This is a genomic window from Streptococcus sp. OH4692_COT-348 (genome assembly GCF_003859975.1).
Lineage (GTDB): Bacteria > Bacillota > Bacilli > Lactobacillales > Streptococcaceae > Streptococcus.
Map to the genome: position 1 here is coordinate 40,009 of NZ_RQZB01000010.1, position 24,621 is coordinate 64,629.

The 24,621-nt window shown below is 40.9% G+C and carries 26 protein-coding genes, 1 other RNA gene and 2 pseudogenes; 18 read left to right on the top strand and 11 right to left on the bottom strand.

Annotated features, from left to right (window positions below):
- Positions 1–7: 7 nt before the first annotated feature.
- Positions 8–724: a GntR family transcriptional regulator gene (locus EII37_RS06935; protein ID WP_124788066.1), complete on the bottom strand. Its 717-nt coding sequence runs from the start codon at positions 722–724 to the stop codon at positions 8–10.
- Between the two features lie 322 nt (positions 725–1,046).
- Between EII37_RS06935 and EII37_RS06940 the strand changes: the two genes are divergently transcribed.
- From EII37_RS06940 to EII37_RS06980, 9 genes are all read left to right on the top strand, one after another.
- Entirely contained in the window at positions 1,047–2,834 is a 1,788-nt protein-coding gene (locus EII37_RS06940) for a beta-galactosidase family protein (protein WP_124788067.1), read from the top strand.
- Positions 2,831–3,307, top strand: a complete 477-nt coding sequence (locus EII37_RS06945) for a PTS system mannose/fructose/N-acetylgalactosamine-transporter subunit IIB (RefSeq protein ID WP_000156971.1) — start codon at positions 2,831–2,833, stop codon at positions 3,305–3,307. Before EII37_RS06940 ends, EII37_RS06945 begins: the two co-directional genes overlap by 4 nt.
- Before the next feature lie 26 nt (positions 3,308–3,333).
- Entirely contained in the window at positions 3,334–4,239 is a 906-nt protein-coding gene (locus tag EII37_RS06950; RefSeq protein WP_124788068.1) for a PTS mannose/fructose/sorbose/N-acetylgalactosamine transporter subunit IIC, read from the top strand.
- The gene (locus tag EII37_RS06955; protein WP_000185289.1) at positions 4,226–5,047 is read left to right on the top strand and encodes a PTS system mannose/fructose/sorbose family transporter subunit IID; all 822 of its coding nucleotides are present in this window, start codon (positions 4,226–4,228) and stop codon (positions 5,045–5,047) included. The genes EII37_RS06950 and EII37_RS06955 overlap by 14 nt, the downstream gene beginning before the upstream one ends.
- Before the next feature lie 3 nt (positions 5,048–5,050).
- The gene (locus EII37_RS06960) at positions 5,051–5,455 is read left to right on the top strand and encodes a PTS sugar transporter subunit IIA (RefSeq protein ID WP_124788069.1); all 405 of its coding nucleotides are present in this window, start codon (positions 5,051–5,053) and stop codon (positions 5,453–5,455) included.
- 86 nt (positions 5,456–5,541) lie between these two features.
- Positions 5,542–6,708 carry an SIS domain-containing protein gene (locus EII37_RS06965; RefSeq protein WP_124788070.1) on the top strand — a complete coding sequence of 389 codons (1,167 nt, stop codon included), beginning with the start codon at positions 5,542–5,544 and terminating at the stop codon, positions 6,706–6,708.
- A gap of 116 nt (positions 6,709–6,824) precedes the next feature.
- Positions 6,825–7,862 carry an aldose epimerase family protein gene (locus EII37_RS06970; protein WP_124788071.1) on the top strand — a complete coding sequence of 346 codons (1,038 nt, stop codon included), beginning with the start codon at positions 6,825–6,827 and terminating at the stop codon, positions 7,860–7,862.
- A 201-nt stretch (positions 7,863–8,063) separates the two neighbouring features.
- A complete protein-coding gene (locus tag EII37_RS06975) occupies positions 8,064–8,918 on the top strand; it encodes a VOC family protein (RefSeq protein WP_124788072.1) in 855 nt (284 codons plus the stop codon).
- Positions 8,919–9,067: 149 nt separating this feature from the next.
- A complete protein-coding gene (locus tag EII37_RS06980) occupies positions 9,068–9,325 on the top strand; it encodes a metal-sensitive transcriptional regulator (protein ID WP_000185159.1) in 258 nt (85 codons plus the stop codon).
- Positions 9,326–9,666: 341 nt separating this feature from the next.
- Here EII37_RS06980 and EII37_RS06985 read toward each other — a convergent pair whose 3' ends face one another.
- From EII37_RS06985 to EII37_RS06995, 3 genes are read right to left on the bottom strand one after another with little or no spacing between them, the layout of a single operon-like run.
- Positions 9,667–9,963 (bottom strand): rhodanese-like domain-containing protein, encoded by a 297-nt coding sequence (locus EII37_RS06985; protein WP_124788073.1) that lies wholly within the window; start codon positions 9,961–9,963, stop codon positions 9,667–9,669.
- Positions 9,953–11,608, bottom strand: coding sequence for an FAD-dependent oxidoreductase (locus EII37_RS06990; RefSeq protein ID WP_124788074.1), 1,656 nt, complete (start codon positions 11,606–11,608; stop codon positions 9,953–9,955). The genes EII37_RS06985 and EII37_RS06990 overlap by 11 nt, the downstream gene beginning before the upstream one ends.
- A gap of 20 nt (positions 11,609–11,628) precedes the next feature.
- Positions 11,629–11,934, bottom strand: coding sequence for a rhodanese-like domain-containing protein (locus EII37_RS06995; RefSeq protein ID WP_124788075.1), 306 nt, complete (start codon positions 11,932–11,934; stop codon positions 11,629–11,631).
- A 176-nt stretch (positions 11,935–12,110) separates the two neighbouring features.
- Between EII37_RS06995 and EII37_RS07000 the strand changes: the two genes are divergently transcribed.
- Entirely contained in the window at positions 12,111–12,674 is a 564-nt protein-coding gene (locus EII37_RS07000; protein ID WP_124788076.1) for a sugar O-acetyltransferase, read from the top strand.
- Positions 12,675–12,812: 138 nt separating this feature from the next.
- On the opposite strand, the pseudogene EII37_RS07005 reads toward EII37_RS07000, so the two are convergent.
- The 4 genes and pseudogenes from EII37_RS07005 to ssrA form a co-directional block, all read right to left on the bottom strand.
- Positions 12,813–13,392, bottom strand: a pseudogene (locus EII37_RS07005) (transposase); the annotation flags it as partial.
- Between the two features lie 84 nt (positions 13,393–13,476).
- The gene (locus EII37_RS07010) at positions 13,477–13,992 is read right to left on the bottom strand and encodes a hypothetical protein (protein ID WP_124788077.1); all 516 of its coding nucleotides are present in this window, start codon (positions 13,990–13,992) and stop codon (positions 13,477–13,479) included.
- Between the two features lie 2 nt (positions 13,993–13,994).
- A complete protein-coding gene (locus EII37_RS07015) occupies positions 13,995–14,552 on the bottom strand; it encodes an ImmA/IrrE family metallo-endopeptidase (protein ID WP_124788078.1) in 558 nt (185 codons plus the stop codon).
- A gap of 245 nt (positions 14,553–14,797) precedes the next feature.
- Positions 14,798–15,146: a transfer-messenger RNA gene (gene ssrA, locus EII37_RS07020) on the bottom strand.
- A gap of 440 nt (positions 15,147–15,586) precedes the next feature.
- Between ssrA and EII37_RS07025 the strand changes: the two genes are divergently transcribed.
- Positions 15,587–16,771 (top strand): carbohydrate-binding domain-containing protein, encoded by a 1,185-nt coding sequence (locus EII37_RS07025; protein WP_124788079.1) that lies wholly within the window; start codon positions 15,587–15,589, stop codon positions 16,769–16,771.
- Positions 16,772–17,020: 249 nt separating this feature from the next.
- Here EII37_RS07025 and EII37_RS07030 read toward each other — a convergent pair whose 3' ends face one another.
- From EII37_RS07030 to EII37_RS11505, 3 genes and pseudogenes are all read right to left on the bottom strand, one after another.
- Entirely contained in the window at positions 17,021–17,254 is a 234-nt protein-coding gene (locus EII37_RS07030) for a hypothetical protein (protein ID WP_000578911.1), read from the bottom strand.
- Positions 17,251–17,448 carry a hypothetical protein gene (locus EII37_RS07035; protein ID WP_001215751.1) on the bottom strand — a complete coding sequence of 66 codons (198 nt, stop codon included), beginning with the start codon at positions 17,446–17,448 and terminating at the stop codon, positions 17,251–17,253. Before EII37_RS07035 ends, EII37_RS07030 begins: the two co-directional genes overlap by 4 nt.
- A 70-nt stretch (positions 17,449–17,518) precedes the next feature.
- A pseudogene (locus EII37_RS11505) lies at positions 17,519–17,641 on the bottom strand (low temperature requirement protein A); the annotation flags it as partial.
- Positions 17,642–17,868: 227 nt separating this feature from the next.
- Between EII37_RS11505 and EII37_RS07050 the strand changes: the two are divergent.
- From EII37_RS07050 to EII37_RS07080, 7 genes are all read left to right on the top strand, one after another.
- On the top strand, positions 17,869–18,585 hold the full coding sequence (locus EII37_RS07050) for an ABC transporter ATP-binding protein (RefSeq protein WP_000734674.1): 717 nt from the start codon (positions 17,869–17,871) through the stop codon (positions 18,583–18,585).
- A 1-nt stretch (position 18,586) separates the two neighbouring features.
- Positions 18,587–19,669 carry an ABC transporter permease gene (locus EII37_RS07055; protein ID WP_124788080.1) on the top strand — a complete coding sequence of 361 codons (1,083 nt, stop codon included), beginning with the start codon at positions 18,587–18,589 and terminating at the stop codon, positions 19,667–19,669.
- A gap of 39 nt (positions 19,670–19,708) precedes the next feature.
- Positions 19,709–20,332, top strand: a complete 624-nt coding sequence (locus EII37_RS07060) for a TetR/AcrR family transcriptional regulator (RefSeq protein WP_000361928.1) — start codon at positions 19,709–19,711, stop codon at positions 20,330–20,332.
- A 272-nt stretch (positions 20,333–20,604) separates the two neighbouring features.
- The gene (locus EII37_RS07065) at positions 20,605–21,369 is read left to right on the top strand and encodes a nucleoside phosphorylase (protein ID WP_124788081.1); all 765 of its coding nucleotides are present in this window, start codon (positions 20,605–20,607) and stop codon (positions 21,367–21,369) included.
- 33 nt (positions 21,370–21,402) lie between these two features.
- Positions 21,403–22,782: a TrkH family potassium uptake protein gene (locus tag EII37_RS07070; protein WP_124788082.1), complete on the top strand. Its 1,380-nt coding sequence runs from the start codon at positions 21,403–21,405 to the stop codon at positions 22,780–22,782.
- 13 nt (positions 22,783–22,795) lie between these two features.
- Positions 22,796–23,461, top strand: a complete 666-nt coding sequence (locus EII37_RS07075) for a TrkA family potassium uptake protein (RefSeq protein ID WP_084923581.1) — start codon at positions 22,796–22,798, stop codon at positions 23,459–23,461.
- 124 nt (positions 23,462–23,585) lie between these two features.
- On the top strand, positions 23,586–24,621 hold a 1,036-nt coding region (locus EII37_RS07080), incomplete at its 3' end, for an SSURE domain-containing protein (RefSeq protein ID WP_124788083.1).

The following is a 24,621-nucleotide window of genomic DNA, read 5'->3' on the forward strand; positions in this document are numbered from 1 at the left end:
CTTTTTCTTAGTGACCACGGTTACATGAAATGAATTTGATTTTGTAGTAATCTGCTCTCTTATACGTTTCGCTATAGGCAAGAACTTGTCCAGTTGCTTCAAGCTTAGTAGTTTTTGTTTGAAGTACTGTTGGGAATTGTGTATCAATTCCTAGTATAGAAGCAGCATGCTCTGGTGTTGGGAATGTAATTGCATTGATTTCCTCAAAATGCTCATCATTCATATGAATGTGGTAATCCAATTTGAAACGTTTATAGATAGAGCTATAATATTCAAGATTTGGATAATTGGCATTGATATATTGTTCTGGAACATAAGATGTGTGATAGATGTAAACAACACCATTTGTTTCGCGTACACGTTCAATTTTGTAGTAGAACTGATCACCACGTAGTCCAAGTTTATCTAAATATTCAAGTTTATTTCCACGCTCGATAGAAAGAACGGTCACCTTATCATCTTTCGTTTCGAAAACTTCGACGTCTGAAAATTCTACGAGTTTGTGTTTACGTGCGCGTGAAACGAATGTACCCTTTCCTTGTTGGCGAACGATGTAACCATCTTTAGCAAGATCGTTTAAAGCACGAACAACTGTGATAGAACTTACATCGTACATTGCGATCAATTCTGCTTCTGTGTAAAATTTATCACCACTTTCAAATTGACCAGAGATAATTTTATTTTTTAATTCATCTTTAATATATTGGTATTTTGGAATAGCCATAATTTCACCTCAATTCTATTTTTCCATCCTTGATTCTACCATAAATGTAAAGAAAATAGTAGTATTTAGGTAAAAAAATTAAAATAATAGATTAGAAACATTATAATACATGTAAAAAAATCCATTTTATAATTGGATAATTCTCTGTACTTCAAAAATAGGCACTTTCATGCGATTTTTTGATAATTTTGGTAAAAGATAAGTAAAAAAATGGAAAAATTTTAAAGAATTTTCCAAAACCTATTGACAAATACAAAAGATTTGATTATATTTAATATTATAACAAATGAAAGCGCAAACTTAGTTAGTCAGAGGTGTAAAAATGACAAGGTTTAAAATTGAGGACGATTTCTATTTAGATGGGAAACCGTTCAAGATTTTGTCTGGTGCCATTCATTATTTTAGGATTCCTCCAGAAGATTGGTATCATTCGCTCTATAACTTGAAAGCCCTTGGTTTTAATACGGTAGAGACTTATGTAGCTTGGAATTTACACGAGCCTCGTGAAGGTGAGTTTAACTTTGAAGGGGCTCAGGATTTGGAGAGATTTCTTCGGATAGCACAAGATTTGGGTCTCTATGCTATCGTTCGTCCGTCTCCCTTTATCTGTGCGGAATGGGAATTCGGTGGTTTACCGGCTTGGCTCTTAACCAAAGATATGAGAATCCGCTCATCTGACCCAGCCTATATTGGAGCTGTGGGTCGCTATTATGACCAACTCTTGTCACGATTGGTTCCACATTTATTGGACAATGGTGGGAATATCCTCATGATGCAGGTTGAAAATGAGTATGGTTCTTACGGAGAAGATAAGGCTTACCTGAGAGCGATTCGAAAATTGATGGAAGAACGAGGGATTGATTGCCCACTCTTTACTTCAGATGGCCCATGGAGAGCTACTTTGAAAGCTGGAACCTTAATCGAAGATGACCTCTTTGTAACAGGCAACTTTGGTTCTAAGGCACCTTACAACTTTTCACAGATGCAGGAATTCTTTGATGAGCATGGTAAGAAATGGCCACTCATGTGTATGGAGTTCTGGGATGGCTGGTTCAATCGTTGGAAAGAACCGATTATCACACGGGATCCGAAAGAATTGGCAGAAGCTGTTCGAGAGGTATTGGAGCAAGGCTCTATCAACCTTTACATGTTCCACGGTGGTACAAACTTTGGATTCATGAATGGTTGCTCGGCTCGAGGAACTCTGGATTTGCCACAAGTTACATCTTATGATTACGATGCCCTTCTGGATGAAGAAGGAAATCCAACTGCCAAATATTTGGCAGTCAAGAAGATGATGGCAACACATTTCCCAGAGTATCCGCAGTTGGAACCACTCTATAAGGAAAGCATGAAGGTGGACGCTATTCCACTTGCTGAAAAAGTTTCCTTATTTGAAACCTTAGATAGTCTTTCTAGTCCAACAGAAAGTCTCTATCCAAAAGCGATGGAGGAATTAGGTCAATGTTATGGCTATCTTCTCTATCGTACTGAGGCAAGTTGGGATGCAGAAGAAGAACGCCTTCGCATCATCGATGGACGTGACCGTGCTCAACTCTTTGTAGATGGTCAACGGATTGCCACTCAATACCAGACGGAGATTGGGGAAGATATCTATTGTCAAGGTAATCGAAAAGGTTCTTCACAACTTGACATCTTGATTGAAAATATGGGTCGTGTTAACTATGGACATAAGTTCTTAGCTGATACACAACGTAAAGGAATTCGAACAGGTGTCTGCAAGGATTTACACTTCTTACTTAATTGGAAACAATATCCACTACCACTGGATAATCCTGAGAAAATTGATTTTTCAAAAGGATGGACAGAAGGACAACCAGCCTTTTACGCTTATGACTTTACAGTCCAAGATCCAAAAGATACTTACCTAGACTTATCTGAGTTTGGTAAGGGAGTTGCCTTTGTCAATGGGCGTCACTTAGGACGTTTTTGGAACGTCGGCCCAACACTCTCGCTTTATATCCCTCATTGTTATCTCAAGGAAGGTGCTAATCGTATCATTATCTTTGAAACAGAGGGTGAATATAAAGAAGAGATTCATTTAACTCGTAAACCTACACTAAAACATATAAAGGGGGAAAATTTATGACAATTGTAGGATGCCGTATCGATGGACGTTTGATCCACGGACAAGTAGCCAATCTTTGGGCTGGAAAACTAAATGTTTCACGTATTATGGTTGTGGATGACGAAGTTGTCAACAACGACGTTGAAAAGAGTGGTTTGAAACTAGCGACACCACCAGGTGTGAAATTGAGTATTTTGCCAATTGAGAAAGCGGCAGCCAATATTCTTGCTGGTAAATACGATAGCCAACGTCTCTTTATCGTTGCTCGTAAACCAGACCGTTTCCTTGGTTTGGTAGAAGCAGGTGTACCACTTGAAACCCTTAATGTTGGGAATATGTCTCAAACACCAGAAACTCGCGCCATCACACGTTCTATCAACGTAGTGGACAAGGATGTGGAAGACTTCCACAAACTGGCGGAAAAAGGTGTTAAACTTACTGCTCAAATGGTTCCAAATGATCCAGTTTCAGACTTTTTGAGCTTATTAAAATAGGAAAAAATTTTTAGGAGGTCATTGTTATGATACAATGGTGGCAAATTTTACTTCTCACTTTGTACTCAGCTTATCAAATCTGTGATGAGTTGACGATCGTTTCATCTGCAGGTTCCCCTGTATTTGCTGGTTTCATTACTGGTTTAATCATGGGAGATGTGACAACTGGTTTGTTTATCGGTGGTAGCTTGCAGTTGTTCGTTCTTGGGGTTGGTACCTTCGGTGGTGCTTCTCGTATCGACGCAACTTCTGGTGCGGTTCTTGCAACAGCATTCTCAGTTTCACAAGGAATTGCTACGGACCTTGCGATTACAACAATCGCTGTACCAGTAGCAGCACTTTTGACATACTTCGACGTTCTTGGACGTATGACAACTACTTTCTTCGCACACCGTATTGATGCTGCAATCGAACGCTTTGACTATAAAGCAATCGAACGCAACTACCTTCTTGGTGCTCTTCCTTGGGCTCTTTCTCGTGCCCTTCCAGTCTTCTTTGCCCTTGCCTTTGGTGGTGCATTTGTACAAACTGTAGTAGACTTGGTTAAACAATACCAATGGGTTGCAGATGGTTTGACACTTGCAGGACGTATGCTTCCAGGTCTTGGATTTGCAATCTTGCTTCGTTACCTTCCAGTTAAACGTAACCTTCACTACCTTGCTATGGGATTCGGTTTAACAGCTATGTTGACTGTTCTTTACTCATACGTAACAGGTCTTGGTGGCGCTGTTGCTGGTATCGTAGGTACTCTACCGAAAGATGTTGCTGAAAAAATTGGTTTCGTGAACAACTTCAAAGGATTGTCTATGATTGGTATCTCTATCATAGGTATCTTCCTTGCAGTGCTTCACTTCAAAAATAGCCAAAAAGTAGCTGTGGTAGCACCTTCTACACCATCAGAAAGTGGGGAAATCGAAGATGACGAATTCTAATTACAAACTTACAAAAGAAGATTTTAATCAAATCAACAAACGTAGCTTGTTTACTTTCCAATTGGGTTGGAACTACGAACGTATGCAAGCTTCTGGTTACCTTTACATGATTTTACCTCAATTGCGTAAAATGTATGGGGATGGAACTCCTGAATTGAAAGAAATGATGAAAGTTCATACTCAATTCTTCAATACTTCACCATTCTTCCACACTATTATCGCTGGTTTTGACCTCGCTATGGAAGAAAAAGATGGTGTAGGTTCAAAAGATGCCGTTAACGGTATCAAGACAGGTTTGATGGGACCATTCGCTCCTCTTGGAGATACTATCTTTGGTTCACTTGTACCTGCTATCATGGGATCTATCGCAGCAACTATGGCTATCGCTGGCCAACCATGGGGTATCTTCCTTTGGATTGCAGTTGCAGTTGCTTATGACATCTTCCGTTGGAAACAGTTGGAATTTGCATATAAAGAAGGGGTTAACCTCATCAACAACATGCAAAGTACTTTGACAGCCTTGATTGACGCTGCATCTGTACTTGGTGTCTTCATGATGGGTGCTCTTGTAGCAACAATGATCAACTTTGAAATTTCTTACAAATGGGCAATCGGTGAGAAGATGATTGACTTCCAAGACATCTTGAACTCAATCTTCCCACGCTTGCTTCCAGCAATCTTTACTGCCTTTATTTTCTGGTTGCTTGGTAAGAAAGGTATGAACTCTACTAAAGCTATCGGTATTATTATCGCACTTGCTTTGGCTCTTTCTGCCTTTGGTAAATTTGTACTTGGAATGGGTGCATAATTTATGACGAAATCATTAATTTTGGTGAGTCATGGTCGCTTCTGTGAGGAACTTAAAGGTAGCACAGAAATGATTATGGGTCCACAAGACAATATTCATGCGGTAGCTCTTCTTCCAGAAGATGGTCCAGAAGAATTTACTGCAAAATTTGAAGCTGCTATTGAAGAATTGGATGATTTCCTAGTCTTTGCGGATCTTCTCGGTGGAACACCATGTAACGTGGTAAGCCGTTTGATCATGGCAGGTCGTGATATTGACCTTTACGCAGGGATGAATCTTCCAATGGTGATTGAATTTATCAATGCGAGCCTTACAGGTGCAGATGCGGACTATAAGAGCCGTGCTGCAGAAAGCATTGTGAAAGTTAATGACCTGTTAGCTGGCTTCGATGATGACGAAGATGAATAAGATGTGATTTAGAGCATCTTATATAGAATATTCATGGGAATGGGGCTTACTCCCATTCCCATATTTGATAGAAAAAGAGGAACTCAATGTTACATTATACAAAAGAAGACTTGATTGAATTGGGTGCAGAAATCACTACACGTGAAATCTACCAACAACCTGATGTATGGAAAGAAGCTTTTGAATCTTATCAAGCAATACGTGAAGAAATTGCAGCCTTCCTACAAGGAATTGCTGATAAACATGACTATATTAAGGTTATCTTGACAGGTGCTGGGACTTCTGCTTATGTGGGAGATACCTTGGTACCTTACTTTAAGGAAGTCTATGACGAACGCAAATGGAATTTCAATGCCATTGCGACCACAGATATTGTTGCCAATCCAGAAACTTATTTGAAAAAAGATGTGGCGACTGTCCTTGTATCTTTTGCTCGTAGTGGGAATTCGCCTGAAAGTGTGGCGACTGTTGATTTGGCCAAAGCCTTGGTGGACGAGCTTTATCAAGTGACGATTACTTGCGCAGCAGATGGTAAACTGGCTCTTCAAGCTCATGGGGATGACCGCAATCTATTGCTTTTGCAACCAGCTGCTTCTAATGACGCTGGCTTTGCCATGACTTCTAGCTTTACGTCTATGATGTTGACAGCTCTCTTGGTCTTTGATCCTACAGAATTTGCTGTGAAAGCTGAACGTTTTGAAGTTGTATCTAATCTTGCCCGTAAAATTCTAGACAATGCAGAAGATGTCAAAGAACTTGTTGACCTAGACTTTAACCGTGTCATCTATCTAGGCGCTGGTCCTTTCTTTGGTCTTGCTCATGAAGCTCAGCTCAAGATTTTGGAATTGACAGCTGGCCAAGTGGCGACTATGTATGAAAGTCCAGTCGGATTCCGTCACGGTCCAAAATCTCTTATCAACGAAGATACAGTTGTTTTGGTCTTTGGTACAACGACAGACTACACTCGTAAGTACGACTTGGACTTGGTTCGTGAAGTTGCTGGTGACCAGATTGCTCGCCGTGTTGTGCTTTTAAGTGATCAAGCCTTTGGTCTTGAAAATGTCAAAGAAGTGGCCCTTGGTTGTGGCGGTGTCTTGAATGATATTTACCGTGTCTTCCCTTACATCGTTTATGCCCAACTCTTTGCCCTATTGACTTCACTCAAGGTAGAAAATAAACCAGATACACCGTCTCCTACAGGTACAGTAAACCGTGTGGTACAAGGTGTTATCATCCACGAATATCAAAAGTGATACTGCGTTTATAGATTCTTGATAAAGGGGTTTGTAAATCATACAAGTAAACCATAGATTGTCAAGGCGCTTTCTATGGTTTGTTTGCTTGATAGAAATAGTAAAAGGAGAACAGAATGAAAACATACACAGAGAGTGTATTTGGAAATGTTGATGGCAAGGATGTCTTGGCCTATCACTTTGAGACGGACGGTGGCTACCAGCTTGAGGTTATGACTTATGGTGCGACCATCTTGCGTTATGTCACACCTGACAAGGCTGGAAATTTTGCCAATGTTATCTTGGGATTTGATGACTTTGATAGTTATGTAGGCAATAGTCCTAAGCATGGAGCTAGTGTAGGTCCTGTGGCAGGCCGTATTTCAGGCGCGACATTTGAGCTCAATGGCAAGACCTATGACCTTGAAGTCAACAATGCTAGCAACTGTAACCACAGTGGTTCAACTGGTTGGGATTCTAGCTTGTTTGAACTAGTTGAAGTGAGCGACTATGGTTTGACCCTATACACAGAGCGTACAGATGGAACAGGAGGGTTCCCTGGAAATATCAAGATTTGGATCAGTTACCACTTGGAAGAAACTGGTGCTTACGAAATCAGCTACAAGGTGACGACAGATCAGGATACGCTGGTCAATCCAACCAACCACAGCTATTTCAACTTGTCTGGTGATTTCACGCAGACAATTGACCGCCATGTCTTCCAACTAAACACAGAGGGTATTTACCCAATCGCTCCCGACGGTGTTCCTGCAAAAACTCCAGATGCTACTCGTGATGTGGTTAAACACATCTACAATGGTGCCTTGTTGAAGGATATCTTTGCAGAAGAAGATGAGCAAATCCAACTGGTATCTGGTTTGGATCACCCATTTGCCCTTCCTGCAGGCCATGACAATGCTGGTTTCCTTTATGACCAAAATTCAGGTCGCTTCCTGCTTTTCAAGACAGAAGCTCCTTGCTTTGTAGTCTACACAGCAAACTTTGTGGATGAAAGTGTCATCATAGGAGGTAAGCCAATGGTACAGCACAATGGGATTGCCCTTGAAGCGCAGGCTTTACCAGATGCCATTCACAGTGACCTTAAAGATCAAGTCATTCTCAAAGCCGGTCAAACCTTCACTAGTAAGACACGTTATGAGCTTGTTGTTAAGTAAAAAAAGCTGGTCAAAAAGTCTTTAAAATAACGCATATTGTCAGGTGCTGAAAAGTTTGATAATATGCGTTTTATTATGGAAAGATTTACTTTATCTTATCCTGAAATGGCCTTATTTTTGAGTTTTCTGACTTGACTTTCTTGATGGAAATTATATAATAGTTGTAATAAAAATAATTACAACTAGAAAAGAGAACCATTTATGACCTATGAATACAAGAGCCACATTTATTTGGCAGAGGCAGTTTTAAATGTAAAGGATTTGGCAAGTCAAACAGCCTTTTATCAGCAAGTGCTTGGTTTAGAAATCTTATCTCAAACTGAGACAGAGGTCGTTCTGGGACTTGGTGGAAAAGCCTTGGTACAGCTGATTCAAGCACAAGAGAGTGGAGAAGTAAGGGAACATTATGGTCTTTACCATCTGGCTATTCTCTTGCCGTCACGAAAGGCTTTGGCTGATGTCTTGAAACACCTGACAGATTTACAGATTCCTCTTGTGGGCGGTGCAGACCACGGTTACAGTGAGGCTCTTTACTTGGAGGATTTGGAGGGGAATGGCATCGAGCTCTATCGAGATAAGCCAGTTTCCACATGGGATATTCGAGAAGATGGACGCATTATTGGGGTGACGGAGGCTCTTGCGGCGCAGGACATCTATGAGTTGGGGGAAAGAGTAGAGCCCTTTATCCTAGCAGAAGGTACGAGAATAGGGCATATCCATCTTTCCGTCAAGGACAGTCGAAAGTCCAGCCAGTTTTATCAAAAGGTGTTAGGACTAGAGGATAAATTCAGTGTACCTAGTGCTAGTTGGATTGCAGCTGGAGACTACCATCATCATTTAGCAGTCAACGAATGGGGAGGAAAAGGCCTAGCTCCGCGTAAGCAAGGCTTGCCAGGCTTAGCCTATTATGTCATTGAGGTCGCTAGTAAAGAAGAACTGTTAACGATTGCGCAACGAGCACAAGAAGTTGATGTACCAATCAAGTGGCTGACATCTAGCCAGCTGGAGATCACAGACCCAGACGGAATTGTGACTCGTATTCGTTTAGCAAGGTAAAACTAGAAAACTCTAGTAAATTATCAGTATGGCTAGTTTACCTTTTGAAAAGTCTGTGGTAACAGAACTGCGTGAGACGGATGGGCGAGAATTTTGACAAAGGAGCTGATTAGAGATATAATGAAGAAAAATTGAGCAAGGAAAAAGAGATGACAAATTCAAAGTATATCACTCGTCTGAAACGTTCAGAGGGCCAGTTGCGTGGGATTCAAAAGATGATTGAAGAAGATCGTGACTGTGCTGATATTGTGACGCAACTGACAGCCGTGAAATCTAGTGTGGAGCGCGTGATTGAGATGATAATTACCGAAAACCTTACTGAATGTATCAATCAGCCGCTAGATGATCCTGAAGCCCAAAAGGAACGCCTAGAAAAGGCTATCCGATACTTGATTAAACGGAAATAAAGAGATGGGAGTTGCAAAGATCTCTGCTATTAGAATAGTTGAATGTGAATCAAGAGAGGCTGGAAACAGTCTTTAAAATTAAAAAAATGCATACTATCAGGTGTTGAAAAACCTTGATAGTATGCGTTTTATTGTGGGGAGATTTATACTCTTCGAAAATCTCTTCAAACCACGTCAGCTTCACCTTGCCGTATATACGTGACTGACTACGTCAGTTCTATCTGCAATCTCAAAGCAGTGCTTTGAGCAACCTGCGGCTAGCTTTCTAGTTTGCACTTTGATTTTCATTGAGTATTACTTCACTTTCTCCTGAAATTGAGTTTTTGCCCAGCTCCTCTTGTTTATTCTACTTGACCGGGCCAAGCATTCATACCACCTTCTACATTGATAACGTTGAGGCCTTGGGCGCTGAGAAATTGACAGGCAGAGGCAGAACGTACTCCACCTTGACAGATGACATGGTATTCATGGTCAGGTTTGAGTTCTTTGTATCCTTGTTCCAAGGTACTTAATGGAAGATTTTTGGCACCTGGTGCATGTCCTGCTTGGAATTCATGTGCTTCACGGACATCGATAAGCTCTAAATTTTCATTTTGATATTTTTCATAAAAGTCAGCCATGCTGATATTAGTTTCCATATTCTACTCCTTCTGGCTTAGCCATTTTGTATAGTGAATAAGCGCCGTCAAGGTTTTGGACGGTAAATCCTGCTTGTTTGAGGATACGCTCTGCGATATAGCTGCGCAAACCACTGTGGCAGCTAACGATGTAGGCTTGGTTCTGGTCCAGTTCGTCCAAGCGTTCCCGTAGTTCGTTTAGGGGGATGTGGATGGTATCGACTTTAAGTCTGCCACTTTGGAATTCGCCACTTGTCCGTACATCTAGGAATTTCTTACCTTTAGCCAGTTCGTCTTCGAGCTGATACCATTGAATATTGTCGCTGAGACCTTCGATAAGGTTCAAGGCTGCGTAGCCCAGCATATTGACGGGATCCTTGGCAGAGCCAAATGGTGGCGCATAGGTGAACTCCAATTCTGGCAAGTCAAAGACGGTGAGATTTCCCTTGATAGCAGTTGCCAGGATATCGATTCGTTTGTCAACGCCTTTCTTCCCGACTCCTTGGGCACCGTAGATTTTTCCAGTGGTTGGGTCAAAGAGGAGCTTCAAGGTCATATCAGTAGCGCCTGGATAATAACCAGCGTGGTCTTTCCCACTGACATGAAGGGCCTTGTAAGGAAGTTGATTCATGCTAAGGATACGCTCGCTGAGACCAGTCGAAGCAGCTGTCATATCAAAGGCACGAACGATTGCAGTGCCGATACTTCCCTTATTTGTACGTTCTAGTCCTGCGATGACGTCTGCCACTTGGCGTCCCTGACGATTGGCAGGAGAAGCGAGAGAGATGAGAGCATCTTGGCCTGTAATCTCTTGCTTGACGACGATGGCATCCCCAACTGCAAAAATATCTTTTTGACTGGTTTCATAATGTTCATCGACCAGGATTCCACCACGAAGTCCCAGTTCAATCCCCGCAACTTTGGCCAGTCCGTTTTCAGGTTCAACACCGACAGAAAGAATGGTGAGGTCAGAAGCAATCTTTTGACCATTTTCTAGAACGATGATATTTCCTTGGTCTTCAAATCGAATCGCAGACTGAGAAGTGATGACGTGAACGCCATTTTTGACCAATTCTGTTTGGACAAAGGCTGCCATTTCCTGATCTAATGGCGGCAAGACATGGGGTGCCTTCTCCACGATAGTAACTTGCAATCCACGTTTCGCTAGGTTTTCAGCCATTTCAAGTCCGATAAAGCCTGCACCGATAACGACAGCTTCTTTTGGATGATTGTCCAAGGCTGCCATAATTTTATCGAGATCGGGAACGTTGCGAAGCGTGTAGGTATTCTTAGTTTCTGCCAAACCCTCAATGGCAGGAACAAATGGTTTAGCTCCTGGGGAGAGAATCAACTTGTCGTAGTTTTCTGTAAATTCTTGTCCATCGTGTCGTACCGTCACAGTGTGTTCTTCTGGCGAAATGCTGATGACCTCATGAAAAGGATGAACATCCAGATTAAAGCGTGCCTTGAGACTTTCAGGAGTTTGGACCAATAGACTATCACGGTTTGCAATTTCTCCTGAAACATAGTAAGGAAGTCCGCAGTTTGCAAAGGAAACAAAGGGACCTTTCTCAAAAATAGTGATTTCAGCGTCTTCCATGAGACGTCTGAGACGGGTTGCTGCTGACATACCGCCTGCAACTCCTCCGACAATGATAATTTTCATTGATTTCCTCCTTTATACATCTAGATGATTTTACCTGTCCAAGCACTCATACCGCCTCGGACATTGATGACATCATAGCCTTTTTTCTTAAGCTTTTTCGCAGCTAGTTTGCTTCGCATACCAGAATGACAAATGACATAGAGTGTTTCTTTTGTGGTTGGTGTGTAGGAACCAATTTCGGTTAGAGGAACATTCTTAGCATTTTTGATATGACCTCTACGAAATTCCATTGGCGTCCGAACATCCAGTAGCTGAATCGGTTCTCTGAGTTTAGCTTCTAACTCGCTGGTAGAAATACTGTCAATTTTTGTAAATAAGTGAAACATAGGCACCTCCGAATATACCCTTATGGGGTATATTAAACCATGAAGTCAAGTTTTTGTCAAGCAAGTTGTTTTGACTTGGGATAGGGAATGGTTTCGATAGTTTAGAAAGCAGCCTATTCTTGACCTTTCAAAGCCTTTTTGATATGATGGGCTCAAAGTAAGTGTGAGGTATAAAGATGACCAGTGAATACCAGAAAATGATAGCGGGAGAGTTTTACCGTCCATCGGACCCAGAACTGAGAGCCTTGGCTCAGGCTTCTCGTCAGAAGCAGGCTGCCTTTAACAAGGAAGAAGATCCCTTGAAAGGGGCGGAGCTTATCAAGAATTGGTTTGGCTCAACTGGGAAAAATCTCTATGTCAATCCACGACTGGTAGTCGATTATGGAGTCAATATCCATCTAGGGGAGAATTTTTATTCTAATTGGAACTTGACCATGCTGGATGTTTGTCCGATTCGTATCGGGGACAATGCTATGATTGGTCCCAACTGTCAGTTTTTAACCCCACTCCATCCACTGGACCCGCAGGATCGTAATTCAGGTGTGGAATACGGCAAGCCTATTACCATCGGAGACAATTTCTGGGCTGGAGGTGGCGTCATTGTCCTTCCTGGAGTGACACTGGGAGATAACGTTGTTGCTGGAGCTGGGGCTGTGATCACCAAGTCATTTGGCGCCAACGTTGTTCTAGCTGGTAATCCCGCGCGCGTGATTAAGGAGATACCTGTGAAAGAAAATTAAAAGAGGCTGGGACAAAAGTCCGACCTCAAATATAAAAAAGCGAACAAAACTAGTTTTCTGGTAATCAGAATTCTGCTTTGTTCGCTTTTCGCATTTAATTATAGATTAGAAGGGATTAATAATTAAGATTTTTAAAAATTAAAATCTTTTTGTTCCAAACTTTTCAGATTGAAGACAAACATTCCAAATGGTGTTTGTCTTTTTCTTTTTGTCAGGCTAATATTCCATCTTTTGATAGAATAACGGTCATTTGAACAAAATAAAAAGGCTTCCCCACCCTCATTTTTACTAGTTTTTTGATATTCAAACACGCCAAAGTAAACCCAACCTTATCTTCCATCTTGGACTTGCCTTTCTCTCTTGTATAACGGAGGTTGTGGTATTCTTTGGCTGTCCCACAGAGTCGCTCGATGGTTTCTTTACGCTTCTTATAAAGCTCCTTCATTCCTCTTTGGTGGCGAATCTCTTCACAAAATTCAAGATCATCTTTCCATACATGTCTCGTGATGACTTTTTGGTGATTTGGGCTTTGGGTACAAACGGATAATAGGGGACAAGAAGTACATACTTTGGGATTACTCTTATACTCACGATAACCTTTTCGAGTCGTCGTGCGATAGCTTAACACTTGGTTCTCTGGACAGAGGTAACAGTCATAGAAGGCATCATAAACAAAATCATTGGGTCTTAAGTTCCCTTTTACACCCTTTATACGACTTTACAAAAAGAAAAGCCCTTAGAAACTTGACTTCCAAGGACTTTGTCTTCAATCTGAAGCATCAGGATAGTCTGATGCTTTTTGTTATTCGTACTCACTATTGACCATATCCTTGCTTTGAAACATTAGAGCCGTTTTTTCTATATGTGAATATGTTTCATTAGTGCTGCTGAAAACATATTTTAAAATAATTCCGAATGATGCCAGAAAATTAACCATTAGTGTAACTATCAAATAAATCATTGTATTATCAGATATGATATTTCCTTTACCACAAATACGAGCTTTTATGACAATATATAGTAAAAGAATAGAACCTAAAAAATGTAATGTAACAACTCCAAGCATAAACCATATTGACAGTTTTCTGAAGAAAATTTTATTCTCTAACTCTTTTTTTATAGTATCTGTCAAATCTTTGTAATGGCGTGTTTGAGCCTCGTCCATAGTTTCAAATGTTTTTTGTTTGCTTAGAGTTTTTTTAAGTTTATTAAGTCTATTAAAATCGTTGTTAGAAAAATCTATTTTCTTAGATTGAAAGTTGTCTGGTAGTTTTTCTTTTAGATATCGCTTGAGTTTTTCATGGTTGTCAATAGTCACGATTAGATAACCCCTTCACGTTGTAAATTGGCAACCCTCACAGAAGCACATGGATATGATACATTAAATCTTATAGACAGCTCTTTTGCTAATTTAGTTTTGTCAACAATTTCTTCTGAGAATTTTTTAACTTCGTCAACGGGGATTAAGAATTCTCCTGCAAAAGTATTTGCATCTTCTTCCCTTAAATTTTCTTCTGGTGTATAGCTATGAATATCGTTTTTTCTAAATGAAACTTCAAAAATTCCATCTTCTAAACTAATTTGCTCGCCTGGTAACCATTGCCAATGTAAAATAAGGTGTCCTAGCTCGTGAGCTAAGGTAAAACGTTGTCTGCGAGTATTCTCCTCGGCATTAAGTACAATGACTGGCTTGTTGTTTTCGGCCATTAAATATCCGCTAACGTTTTGGCTATCGCCTTCCATGAAGGCATATTTAACTTGTACCCCAAATTTTTCAACTGCGCTTTCGAAATTTTCAAGAATCTCTTTTATTGATAATTCAGGAAATAATGCACGTAAGCCATTAACTATTGTTCTAATTTCATCAATTTTATACACCTTTCTCCCTCCTTACTAACTTCATTGTACCAGTACTCATAGTAAGTGTCAATGGATAATATAGAAAAAAACTTTCTCTAATTTTATTGTTTAAGACCAATATAAATGATTTGTAAGTTATCTTTAGAAATATAATTTCGGTACCTCCCTTTTGTAAAAAGTTATAAGAAATAATAGAAAGTATAAAAATAAAAACGTTTAAAATATCAACGTTTTGGGAAGTTTTAAGAAAGTTTATAAAGTATATATGGAACCGGTGGGAGTCGAACCCACGTCCAAACACATGCCAACACATTTGTCTACGACCATAGGCCATGTCTTCATTTAACTTAGCTTTGACACATGGCTCAAGCCCAAGCTAAGCGAGTCTATCAATCTCTTGTAAAATCCCTAGACTTGATTTTACAAGAGATTGCTCATAATAAGACCTGTCATCAGACACAATCAATCCGAATCAAGTCGCGTTGGTTGGTTTTTAAGCAGCTAAAGCGTAAGAATTGTTATTTTTTGCAGTTATATTTAACTGGCGTTTTACATCCGCTAGATGAGTCGCAAAATATGCCTCATAATGTCTGTCGAATCCGTAACGACCCCAAAATAATATACTATTATACAAAAAAATACTCTCATTGCAAAAATCAAGATAAAATTACTCAAAACATGCTAAAATTCCCTTGCTACAATGCATCAAGGGAATTTCAGACCGAAGACAAACATTCCAAATGGTGTTTGTCTTTTTCTTTTTGTCAGGCTAATATTCCATCTTTTGATGGAGCAAATTGTACTAGCTTATAATCTGAGATACTTTGAGATTAACTAGCACCACGAGTATTAACTGTATTTTAGTATTCTCAAATTGTTTCTAGTAGCCTTTTCAAAAGAATACTAAGCGAAACTAAATTTAAGGAAACTTTCAAAAAAGTTTTAATTTTGTTTCAGGAATCTTCTGTAGACTGTCTAGCTATATCATACGAAGGAGAGGAAAAAGGTATGAAATCAAAAAATGGATCCTACTCGCAACGAGTCTAACAGCAATGGCGCTGATGGCAGCATGTGCCCAGTCAACAACTACATCCAATACCAATGCAACTACAAATAATGCAACAACAACTTCAACCAAAACAAACCAAACTTCCTATTTCACAGAGAAGGACTACGACACTTCTTATGATGAAAGTACAGCTTCTAAGATTGAATTGTCAGGCTCATCTGCAAGTGTCTTTGGAGACGGTGTGACAGTTTCTGGCTCAACAGTGACTATCTCAAAAGCAGGTACCTATGTCATTTCTGGTCAGTCTGACGGAGTGCAAATTAAAATTGCAGCTGATAAGTCTGATGATGTGAAACTTGTCCTCAAAGGCGCGACCATGATCAATACAGATGCGGCTATTTCAGCGACATCAGCCGGTCATGTCTACCTCACTTTAGCAGAAGGGACGACAAACAGTCTCTCTGACTCAAGCTCTAACAGTGATGAAAAGGCAAATGCCGCTCTCTTTTCTAAGATTGATTTGACCATCAATGGTTCAGGAACTCTCAATGTAGATGGGAAGAAAAGCAATGCTATCAAGGCTAACGACACCCTTCACATCACGGGTGGAACCATTAACGTTACATCAGTTGGCGATGCCTTTAATGTCAATGATGAACTCAACATTACTGGTACAACCATGACCATCGATGCCAAGGAAGATGGTGTTAAAGTTGATAATGATGACGATATGACTGTTGGAAATATGTATTTAGCTAACAATACCATAACAGTCACAGCAGGGGATGATGGCATTCACGCTTCTGGCAACCTAGTGATTGATAGCGGTACTTACACAGTCAAGAATGCGACTGAAGGAATTGAAGGGAAAGGCATTACGATCAATGGTGGCGATATCAATGTCTACTCGACAGATGATGGAGTCAATGCAGCCAATAAAAATGCCCAGCAAAGTGATATTTACTTTACTATGACAGGTGGAAATCTAACTGTAGAAGTCGGTCAAGGTGACACAGATCCAATTGACTCAAACGGGAATATCACGGTTACCGGTGGAACTATTAAATTGATAGGACAATCAGGCTTTGACTTTGATGGAACAGCAACTTACACAGGTGGGAATATCTACATCAACGGCGAAAAACAAACAGATATTGTCAATTCTATGCCTGGAGGCGGAGGTCCGAATGGAGGTTCTGGCGGTCCAGCACCTGGCGGACGAGGATAAACAAAAAAGGATAGCATTCAATTAGAATGGCTATCTTTTTATATGGGTGATAAATTGATATGTTACGAGGGATTTTATAATCGTAGCTTTCAAAGGCTAAATTGTTCAGTCATCCGTTGTTGTTTACTTAAATTTCTTGAATTTTAAGAAGGTATTGAGTAGTTTTCCCTTAAATGTTTTGTTTTGGTAGGCGATTGTGAGGGAATTGAAAAATTCAACTGCTAGGTGTTCTTGGTGACCGAGCTCCATCTAGCTTGGGGTTGCTTCTGGGGAAAAGACGCCTAATTTGATGCGGAGTCCACCTTTTTTCATCTTGAACTGATGCATACCATACATCTTGATATCAAGGCTTGTATCGGACATGAGAGTAGCAGTATCACCTGCCATAGAAATTTTTGTATCGGCATCCGGAACGCCTGTTTTTTCAGTATCTAGACTGATAAAGATTTTTTGATAAGTTGGTTGACCGTACTCTCCAATCAACTCCTCACTTCCTGTCCACCGTGAACTCCAGCAAATACAAAATGTTCAGGGTGAATTTTAAAAGGAAGTGCTTGGTCACCCATTTTATTTAGTCCTTGGTTGAAGGCGAAGAAATCTCTCAAAGTAAATCCATCCACGTAAGCAGCTTGTAGGTTACGTCCCTTAACCGAATTCTTAGAAATGCCATGCCGCATTTGGTCTGATTCTGCTAGACGGTCAGCGTAGAGTTCGAGGATTTTTTGACTTCCAAGGGCTAATTTGGTTTCAATTAGGTCTTGAAAATTTCTTAGTCTGTTTCATATAAAAATGAGTAAAATGAATTCCCATTACCAAGGTCATTAGAGTTGCGATAGCAATGACGATGGTTGGATTAGCCGAGAAAAGTAGAGGGGGAATAGGCCTTTAAAAAGTGGACAGAAAAGACCATTTCGGAGTATAGAGAGGAAGTTCAAAAACATTTTTAGAAATAAGACATGTGCATTATAAACATCAGATACGAATCTGGTGCTTTATTTTTTAAAGAATTTCAACTTTTTTCTTGACAAGTGAGTAAACACTCACTATAATAGGTCTATATTCAGTAAGTGAGTAAACACTCACCTAGGAGGAAGCATATGAAAAAATTGCTACATTTACAAGATTTGGATAAGTCTTTTTGTCGTCAAATGGTTTTGAATCATGTCAGCTTTGAATTGCAGCCGGGAGAAATTATAGGCTTAATAGGTCCGTCTGGTGCTGGTAAATCGACTATGATTAAGACTATGTTAGGGATGGAAAAAGCTGACGGAGGGGTTGCTTTGGTATTGGATCATACTATGCCCAATCGTCATATTTTAGGAGATATTGGTTATATGGCCCAGTCAGATGCCTTATATGAGGCTTTGTCAGGTCAAGAAAATCTGGAATTTTTTGGTCAGCTAAAAGGGCTATCCAAAAGAGATCTGACAGCTGAAATTGCCCATGTGGCTCAAGTTGTGGATCTGACAGAGCATTTGAATAAAACGGTATCCGGTTATTCTGGAGGAATGAAGCGACGCTTGTCTTTAGCCATCGCGCTTCTGGGGAATCCTCAGCTCTTGATTTTGGACGAACCGACAGTTGGAATCGACCCTTCTCTTCGGAAGAAAATCTGGAAAGAATTATTCGCGCTTAGAGACAATGGGGTTGGGATATTAGTTACTACCCATGTTATGGATGAAGCAGAGTTAACGGATAAGGTCGGCTTATTATTAGGTGGAAAAATCATTGCTTTTGATACACCGCAACACTTAAAAGAAAGTTATCAAGTTTCAAGTATTGAAGAAGTATTTTTGAAAGCAGAAGGAGAGTAAGATGAAAACCATTGCTATTGCTAAAAAAGTTATCAAAGAATTGCTTCGTGACAAACGAACCTTGGCTATGATGTTTGTAGCGCCGGTATTTATTATGTGGCTGATGAACCTCATGTTTTCAGCTAGTACAACCGTGAATGTCAAGTTAGCGACACAAGATCTACCAACTGGTTTGATAACGAAAATGGATGAGCTTGATCATGTGGACATCGAGACTTATCAAGACTTAGATCAGGCCAAAGAAGCGCTAGCAAATGAAAAAGTCGATGCTGTGATTTCTTATAAAGATGGTGAGTATCAGGTCGACTACGCAAATACAGATGCCTCCAAGACATCTATGATACGACAAGTGTTACGAACAAGTATCGCCAGTGAAGGCACCGATCAGTTACTATCTCGTATCAAACAAGCTCTTCCACAATTGAAATTAGATGCAAAGGCGCCTGAAATCAAAGAATCTTACCAATATGGAGATAAAAATACTGGATTCTTTGCACGTATGATTCCAATTTTAATTGGCTTTGTGGTCTTCTTCTTTGTCTTTTTGATTTCTGGTATGGCACTTTTGAAAGAGCGCACAAGTGGAACCTTGGATCGCTTGTTAGCAACCCCAGTGAAACGTTCTGAAATTGTCTATGGCTATATGTTGTCTTACGGTATTATTGCGATTTTTCAAACGGCAGTTGTCGTCTTAGCAGCAATTTGGCTACTAGATGTAGAAGTTGTAGGAAATATTTTAAATGTTATAATAGTTAATGTGGTACTGGCTCTTGTAGCACTAGCTTTTGGAATTCTCTTGTCTACTCTAGCAAAATCAGAATTCCAAATGATGCAATTTATTCCTCTCGTGATTATGCCTCAACTCTTTTTCTCAGGGATTATTCCATTGTCATCCATGGGAGCATGGGCTCCAACTGTGGGGAAATTTTTGCCATTAACCTATTCTGGTGATGCAATAAGCCAGATTATTCTTTACGGACACAATCTTGGTGATATTTTGCCAAATCTTGGTGTTTTAATGATTTTCTTGATCATTTTAACAATTCTCAATATTGTTGGATTGCGTCGTTATCGTAAAGTTTAGAAATCAACATAAATAATGCTAAAAAGGTGTGAAGATTAGATGGATAAGACTGTTTTTGAATCGTTTGAAGATTACTTAGAAGAAGCGAATTACCCTCAAGGAAAGAAAAAAATCATGCAGGCAGCAGTGGATCTCATATCAACTAGGAGTTACCATGGGACCTCAACTCTTCACATAGCTGAGCGTGCTGGACTAAGCCAGGCAACTTTGTTTAAGTATTTTAAGACGAAGGATGATCTACTGACGGCTATTTTACATCCTGTAGTCCCAGGCATTTTCGGTAGTTTTGTTGAGGAACTCTTAGCTTTTGAAACGACAGAAGAGAGGGTTCGTTATCTCGTCCACGATCGTATGAGCTATCTCAAAAAAAATCGTGCTTTGATGAAAATCATTCTGCAGGAGAGTTTTTCAAATAAGAAACTAAAAAATGAACAGATTTTTATCTGGAATGCTATTCAAGATAAACTTCGAGTGCTTCATAAAGAATTGCTAGCAGATCCACGTGTAAATCCAGAGTTAACGATTCCTCAAATGGTTCGTATTTGTGTTGGTCCATTGTTGGCTTACTTCGCTCAACTTTATATCGTTAGCGACAACGGAGAAATAAAGGAAGAGGACCTAGACTTATTAGAAAAACAGATTTTAGGTGGTTTGTGGAAATAAGGGAGTTCTAGAAGAGCTAAGATTTATTTACTTGACTTTCAAACAAGCTAAAAAAGACATGTTCTGCTTATTTCAGATTCATGTCTTTTTTGTTGTTGGATTTTGTATTCTTCATAAGTCCTCAATCGCTTTGCCAAAACAGAAACCGACTTCTCCAGCGGTGCAACGATTTCTCAAGTGTATGGAAGAGGAGATTTCTGGCTTGCTAAAGAGAATTCCTTGACACTCTGTCAGCTTTTGATACAATAGTACAAAATCAGAGGAGGTGGATTATGATTCAGAAACATGCGATTCCTATTTTAGAGTTTGATGACAATCCTCAGGCGGTCATCATGCCTGATCACGACGGGCTAGACTTGCAGTTGCCTAAGAAGTGTGTCTATGCTTTTTTAGGTGAGGAGATTGACCGTTATGCGAGGGAAGTAGGGGCGGACTGTGTCGGCGAATTCGTTTCAGCCACCAAGATCTATCCAGTCTATGTCGTTAACTACAAGGGAGAGGGAATTTGTCTGGCTCAGGCACCTGTCGGCTCCGCTCCAGCAGCCCAGTTTATGGATTGGTTGATTGGCTATGGTGTGGAGCAGATTATTTCCGCTGGAACCTGTGGTGTGCTGACTGATATAGAAGAAAATGCCTTTCTAGTCCCTGTTCGCGCACTGCGAGATGAAGGAGCCAGTTATCACTATGTGGCACCTTCTCGTTATATGGAAATGCAGCCAGAGGCTATTGCTGCCATTGAGCGAGTGTTGGAAGCCAGAGGGATTCCCTATGAAGAAGTCATGACCTGGACGACAGACGGTTTTTACCGAGAAACGGCTGAAAAGGTGGCTTATCGTAAGGAAGAAGGCTGTGCTGTTGTGGAGATGGAGTGTTCTGCGCTTGCGGCAGTGGCCCAGCTGCGTGGGGTTCTCTGGGGAGAGTTGTTGTTTACAGCTGATTCCTTAGCAGACTTGGACCAGTACGATAGTCGTGACTGGGGTTCAGAAGCTTTCGAGAAGGCCTTGGAACTCTGCCTTGAGATAGCCTTTCAGATATAGCTACTCTCTTACTTTTTATGGTACAATGGATGTATGTTATTCAAGTTATTTGTTAAAAAAATTGAAAGGGCCTTGGGTGGACTTTCACCAGCTCGTCGCATCTTTTTAAGTTTCGCTGGAGTTATTTTTATAGGCTCCCTTCTTTTGAGTTTGCCTTTTGTTCAGGCAAGTGATTCGCGGGCCACTTATTTTGACCATCTTTTTACGACGGTGTCCATGGTCTGTGTGACTGGCCTTTTTACGCAACCAGTGGCTACTACCTATAATGTCTGGGGACAGTTGATTTGTATGCTCTTGATACAGATTGGTGGTCTGGGGCTCATGACTTTTATCGGGGTCTTTTATATTCAGGGGAAGCAAAAGCTCAGTCTTCGCAGTCGTGAAACTATTCAGGAAAGCTTTAGTTACGGGGAGACTCGGTCGCTGAAGGCCTTTATGCGCTCCATCTTTTTGACGACTTTTCTGGTGGAGGGCTTGGGTGCCTTTCTGTTAAGTTTCCGTTTTATTCCTGAGTTCGGCTGGGGACGAGGCCTTTTTACCTCTATCTTTTTAGCCATTTCAGCCTTTTGTAATGCTGGTTTTGATAATTTCGGCAGTAGCAGTTTAGTGGCTTTTCAGACGGATCCCTTGATCAATCTGGTCATTGCTGGCTTGATTATCACAGGTGGTCTTGGATTTATGGTTTGGTTTGACTTGGCAACCCAGTTTGACAAGAAGAAAAAACGCCGTCTGCGTTTTCACACCAAGCTGGTCCTCTTCTTGACCGCAGGGATTTTGCTGTTTGGGACGGTATCCACACTCTTTACGGAGTGGCACAATCCAGGAACTATTGGCAATCTCAGTGTTCCAGAGAAAGTGCTGGTCAGTTTTTTCCAAACCGTCAGCATGAGAACGGCTGGCTTTGCCTCTATTGACTACACCCAAGCTCGGCCTGTGACCCTGTTTATCTATATCCTACAGATGTTTCTGGGTGGGGCGCCTGGAGGGACGGCTGGGGGGCTCAAGATTACGACTTTCTTCGTCTTGTTGGTTTTTGCGCGTAGTGAATTGCTGGGCTTGCCTCATGCCAATATTGCGCAGAGAACTATTGAGGCTCGAACAGTCCAAAAATCCTTTAGTGTCTTCATTATCTTTTTGATGACCTTCTTGTTGGGCTTGATGTTGTTGGGAATTACAGCAGAAGGAACACCGCGATTTATTTACCTCATGTTTGAGACCATTTCAGCTCTTGCGACAGTTGGGGTAACGGCAAATCTGACGCCAGAATTGGGTAAGCTAGCTCTTAGCATTGTCATGGTGCTCATGTTTATTGGCCGTATCGGTCCCTTGACCTTGCTGGTTAGTCTAGCTGACTACCAGCCTGATAAGAAAGATTTGATTCAGTATATGAAAGCAGATATTAGTATTGGATAAGAAAGGAAGAATGATGTCAGATCGTACGATTGGAATTTTAGGTTTGGGGATTTTCGGGAGTAGTGTCCTGACAGCCCTAGCCAAGCAAGATATGAATATCATTGCCATTGACGACCACGCCGAGCGAATCAATCAATTTGAGCCAGTTTTGGCGCGTGGAGTTGTGGGCGATATTACAGATGAGGAACTCCTCAGAACTGCAGGAATTGATACCTGTGATACGGTTGTAGTGGCAACAGGAGAAAATCTAGAGTCGAGTGTGCTTGCAGTTATGCATTGTAAGAGTTTGGGGGTACCACGGGTTATTGTCAAGGTCAAAAGCCAGACAGCTAAGAAGGTGTTAGAAAAAATCGGTGCTGACTCAGTGATCTCGCCAGAGTATGAAATGGGGCAGTCCCTAGCGCAGACCATTCTCTTTCATAATAATGTCGATGTCTTTCAGCTGGATAAAAATGTATCTATCGTGGAGATGAAAATTCCCAGTGTTTGGGCAGGTCAAAGCCTGAGCCAGCTGGATCTACGTGGCAAATACAACCTCAATGTCCTAGGATTTCGTGAACAGGAAAATTCACCCTTGGATGTCCAGTTTGGACCCAATGACCTCTTGAAGGCGGATGCCTATATCTTGGCGGTCATTAACAACCAGTATCTAGATGACTTGGCAGAATTAAATTCGTAAAAAAGTTAATATAAGTATTTTATAAGAGGGATTTAAGAAAAATTTTAACTTTTTCTTAATCCTTTTTAATTTTAGGAGATTATACTAGAGTCATCAAATAAAGAAAAACTCTAAGGAGAATCCTATGAAATTCAATCCAAATCAAAGATATACTCGTTGGTCTATTCGCCGTCTTAGTGTCGGGGTTGCCTCAGTTGTTGTAGCCAGTGGCTTTTTTGTTCTAGTTGGTCAACCAAGTTCTGTACGTGCCGATGTGGTCAATCCGACCCCTGCTCAAGTTGTGCCAGACGCTGCTTCAGTGAGTGAAAAGAGCGACTTACCAGCAGAGGTTCTCAAGAAAGCAGTTGATGTAGCTCTTCCTTCAGAACAGGCAGATTCAACACCTAAAGCAAGCTTGGATACTACAAGCTCTCCAGAAAAAGGAGATGTAGCTGCTAAAGAACTAGTAGCAGCACCCAAAGAAGAAGTGCACGCAAAACCAGAATCTAAGAAAGAAACAGAAGATGCGCTTAAACCTGCGACAAATCCTGCGCCTACAGTTTCTGGACAAGACCGTGAAGCAAATGAAGCTCAGCCAGCAACAACTCCAGCTGAAGTGCAAAAAGGCGTAGCCGACAACACTAAAGACACAGTAGATGTTCCAGCTACATACTTGGACAAAGCCAACTTCCCTGGCCCATTCACAGCTGGTGTCAACCAAGTCATTCCATACGAATTCTTCGCAGGTGACGGTATGTTAACCCGCCTTATCTTGAAAGCCTCAGACAAGGCTCCATGGTCAGACAACGGCTCAGCTAAAAACCCCGCCCTTCCACCAGTAGAGAAATTGGGCAAAGGTCTCTACTTCTATGAAGTAGATTTGGCAGGCACCCAAGGTAAATCTGATAAAGAGCTTCTAGACCTCTTGAAACAAAACGGCACTCAAAGTTACAAGGCAACTATCAAGGTTTATGGTGCCAAAGACGGCAAGGCTGATTTGAGCAACATTGTAGCGACTAAAGAATTGGATGTCAACTTGAATGGCTTAACCACTCCAGCTGAAGTTCAAAAAGGCGTAGCCGACAACACTAAAGACACAGTAGACGTTCCAGCTACTTACCTAGATAAAGCTAACTTCCCTGGTCCATTCACAGCTGGTGTCAACCAAGTTATCCCGTACG

What these genes read in the sequence shown, in the direction of transcription:
- EII37_RS06935 (WP_124788066.1), bottom strand. Translation starts at nt 724, where the DNA reads ATGGCTATTCCAAAATACCAATATATTAAAGATGAATTAAAAAATAAA.
- EII37_RS06940 (WP_124788067.1), top strand. Translation starts at nt 1,047, where the DNA reads ATGACAAGGTTTAAAATTGAGGACGATTTCTATTTAGATGGGAAACCG.
- EII37_RS06945 (WP_000156971.1), top strand. Translation starts at nt 2,831, where the DNA reads ATGACAATTGTAGGATGCCGTATCGATGGACGTTTGATCCACGGACAA.
- EII37_RS06950 (WP_124788068.1), top strand. Translation starts at nt 3,334, where the DNA reads ATGATACAATGGTGGCAAATTTTACTTCTCACTTTGTACTCAGCTTAT.
- EII37_RS06955 (WP_000185289.1), top strand. Translation starts at nt 4,226, where the DNA reads ATGACGAATTCTAATTACAAACTTACAAAAGAAGATTTTAATCAAATC.
- EII37_RS06960 (WP_124788069.1), top strand. Translation starts at nt 5,051, where the DNA reads ATGACGAAATCATTAATTTTGGTGAGTCATGGTCGCTTCTGTGAGGAA.
- EII37_RS06965 (WP_124788070.1), top strand. Translation starts at nt 5,542, where the DNA reads ATGTTACATTATACAAAAGAAGACTTGATTGAATTGGGTGCAGAAATC.
- EII37_RS06970 (WP_124788071.1), top strand. Translation starts at nt 6,825, where the DNA reads ATGAAAACATACACAGAGAGTGTATTTGGAAATGTTGATGGCAAGGAT.
- EII37_RS06975 (WP_124788072.1), top strand. Translation starts at nt 8,064, where the DNA reads ATGACCTATGAATACAAGAGCCACATTTATTTGGCAGAGGCAGTTTTA.
- EII37_RS06980 (WP_000185159.1), top strand. Translation starts at nt 9,068, where the DNA reads ATGACAAATTCAAAGTATATCACTCGTCTGAAACGTTCAGAGGGCCAG.
- EII37_RS06985 (WP_124788073.1), bottom strand. Translation starts at nt 9,963, where the DNA reads ATGGAAACTAATATCAGCATGGCTGACTTTTATGAAAAATATCAAAAT.
- EII37_RS06990 (WP_124788074.1), bottom strand. Translation starts at nt 11,608, where the DNA reads ATGAAAATTATCATTGTCGGAGGAGTTGCAGGCGGTATGTCAGCAGCA.
- EII37_RS06995 (WP_124788075.1), bottom strand. Translation starts at nt 11,934, where the DNA reads ATGTTTCACTTATTTACAAAAATTGACAGTATTTCTACCAGCGAGTTA.
- EII37_RS07000 (WP_124788076.1), top strand. Translation starts at nt 12,111, where the DNA reads ATGACCAGTGAATACCAGAAAATGATAGCGGGAGAGTTTTACCGTCCA.
- EII37_RS07025 (WP_124788079.1), top strand. Translation starts at nt 15,587, where the DNA reads ATGGCGCTGATGGCAGCATGTGCCCAGTCAACAACTACATCCAATACC.
- EII37_RS07035 (WP_001215751.1), bottom strand. Translation starts at nt 17,448, where the DNA reads ATGCGGCATGGCATTTCTAAGAATTCGGTTAAGGGACGTAACCTACAA.
- EII37_RS07050 (WP_000734674.1), top strand. Translation starts at nt 17,869, where the DNA reads ATGAAAAAATTGCTACATTTACAAGATTTGGATAAGTCTTTTTGTCGT.
- EII37_RS07055 (WP_124788080.1), top strand. Translation starts at nt 18,587, where the DNA reads ATGAAAACCATTGCTATTGCTAAAAAAGTTATCAAAGAATTGCTTCGT.
- EII37_RS07060 (WP_000361928.1), top strand. Translation starts at nt 19,709, where the DNA reads ATGGATAAGACTGTTTTTGAATCGTTTGAAGATTACTTAGAAGAAGCG.
- EII37_RS07065 (WP_124788081.1), top strand. Translation starts at nt 20,605, where the DNA reads ATGATTCAGAAACATGCGATTCCTATTTTAGAGTTTGATGACAATCCT.
- EII37_RS07070 (WP_124788082.1), top strand. Translation starts at nt 21,403, where the DNA reads ATGTTATTCAAGTTATTTGTTAAAAAAATTGAAAGGGCCTTGGGTGGA.
- EII37_RS07075 (WP_084923581.1), top strand. Translation starts at nt 22,796, where the DNA reads ATGTCAGATCGTACGATTGGAATTTTAGGTTTGGGGATTTTCGGGAGT.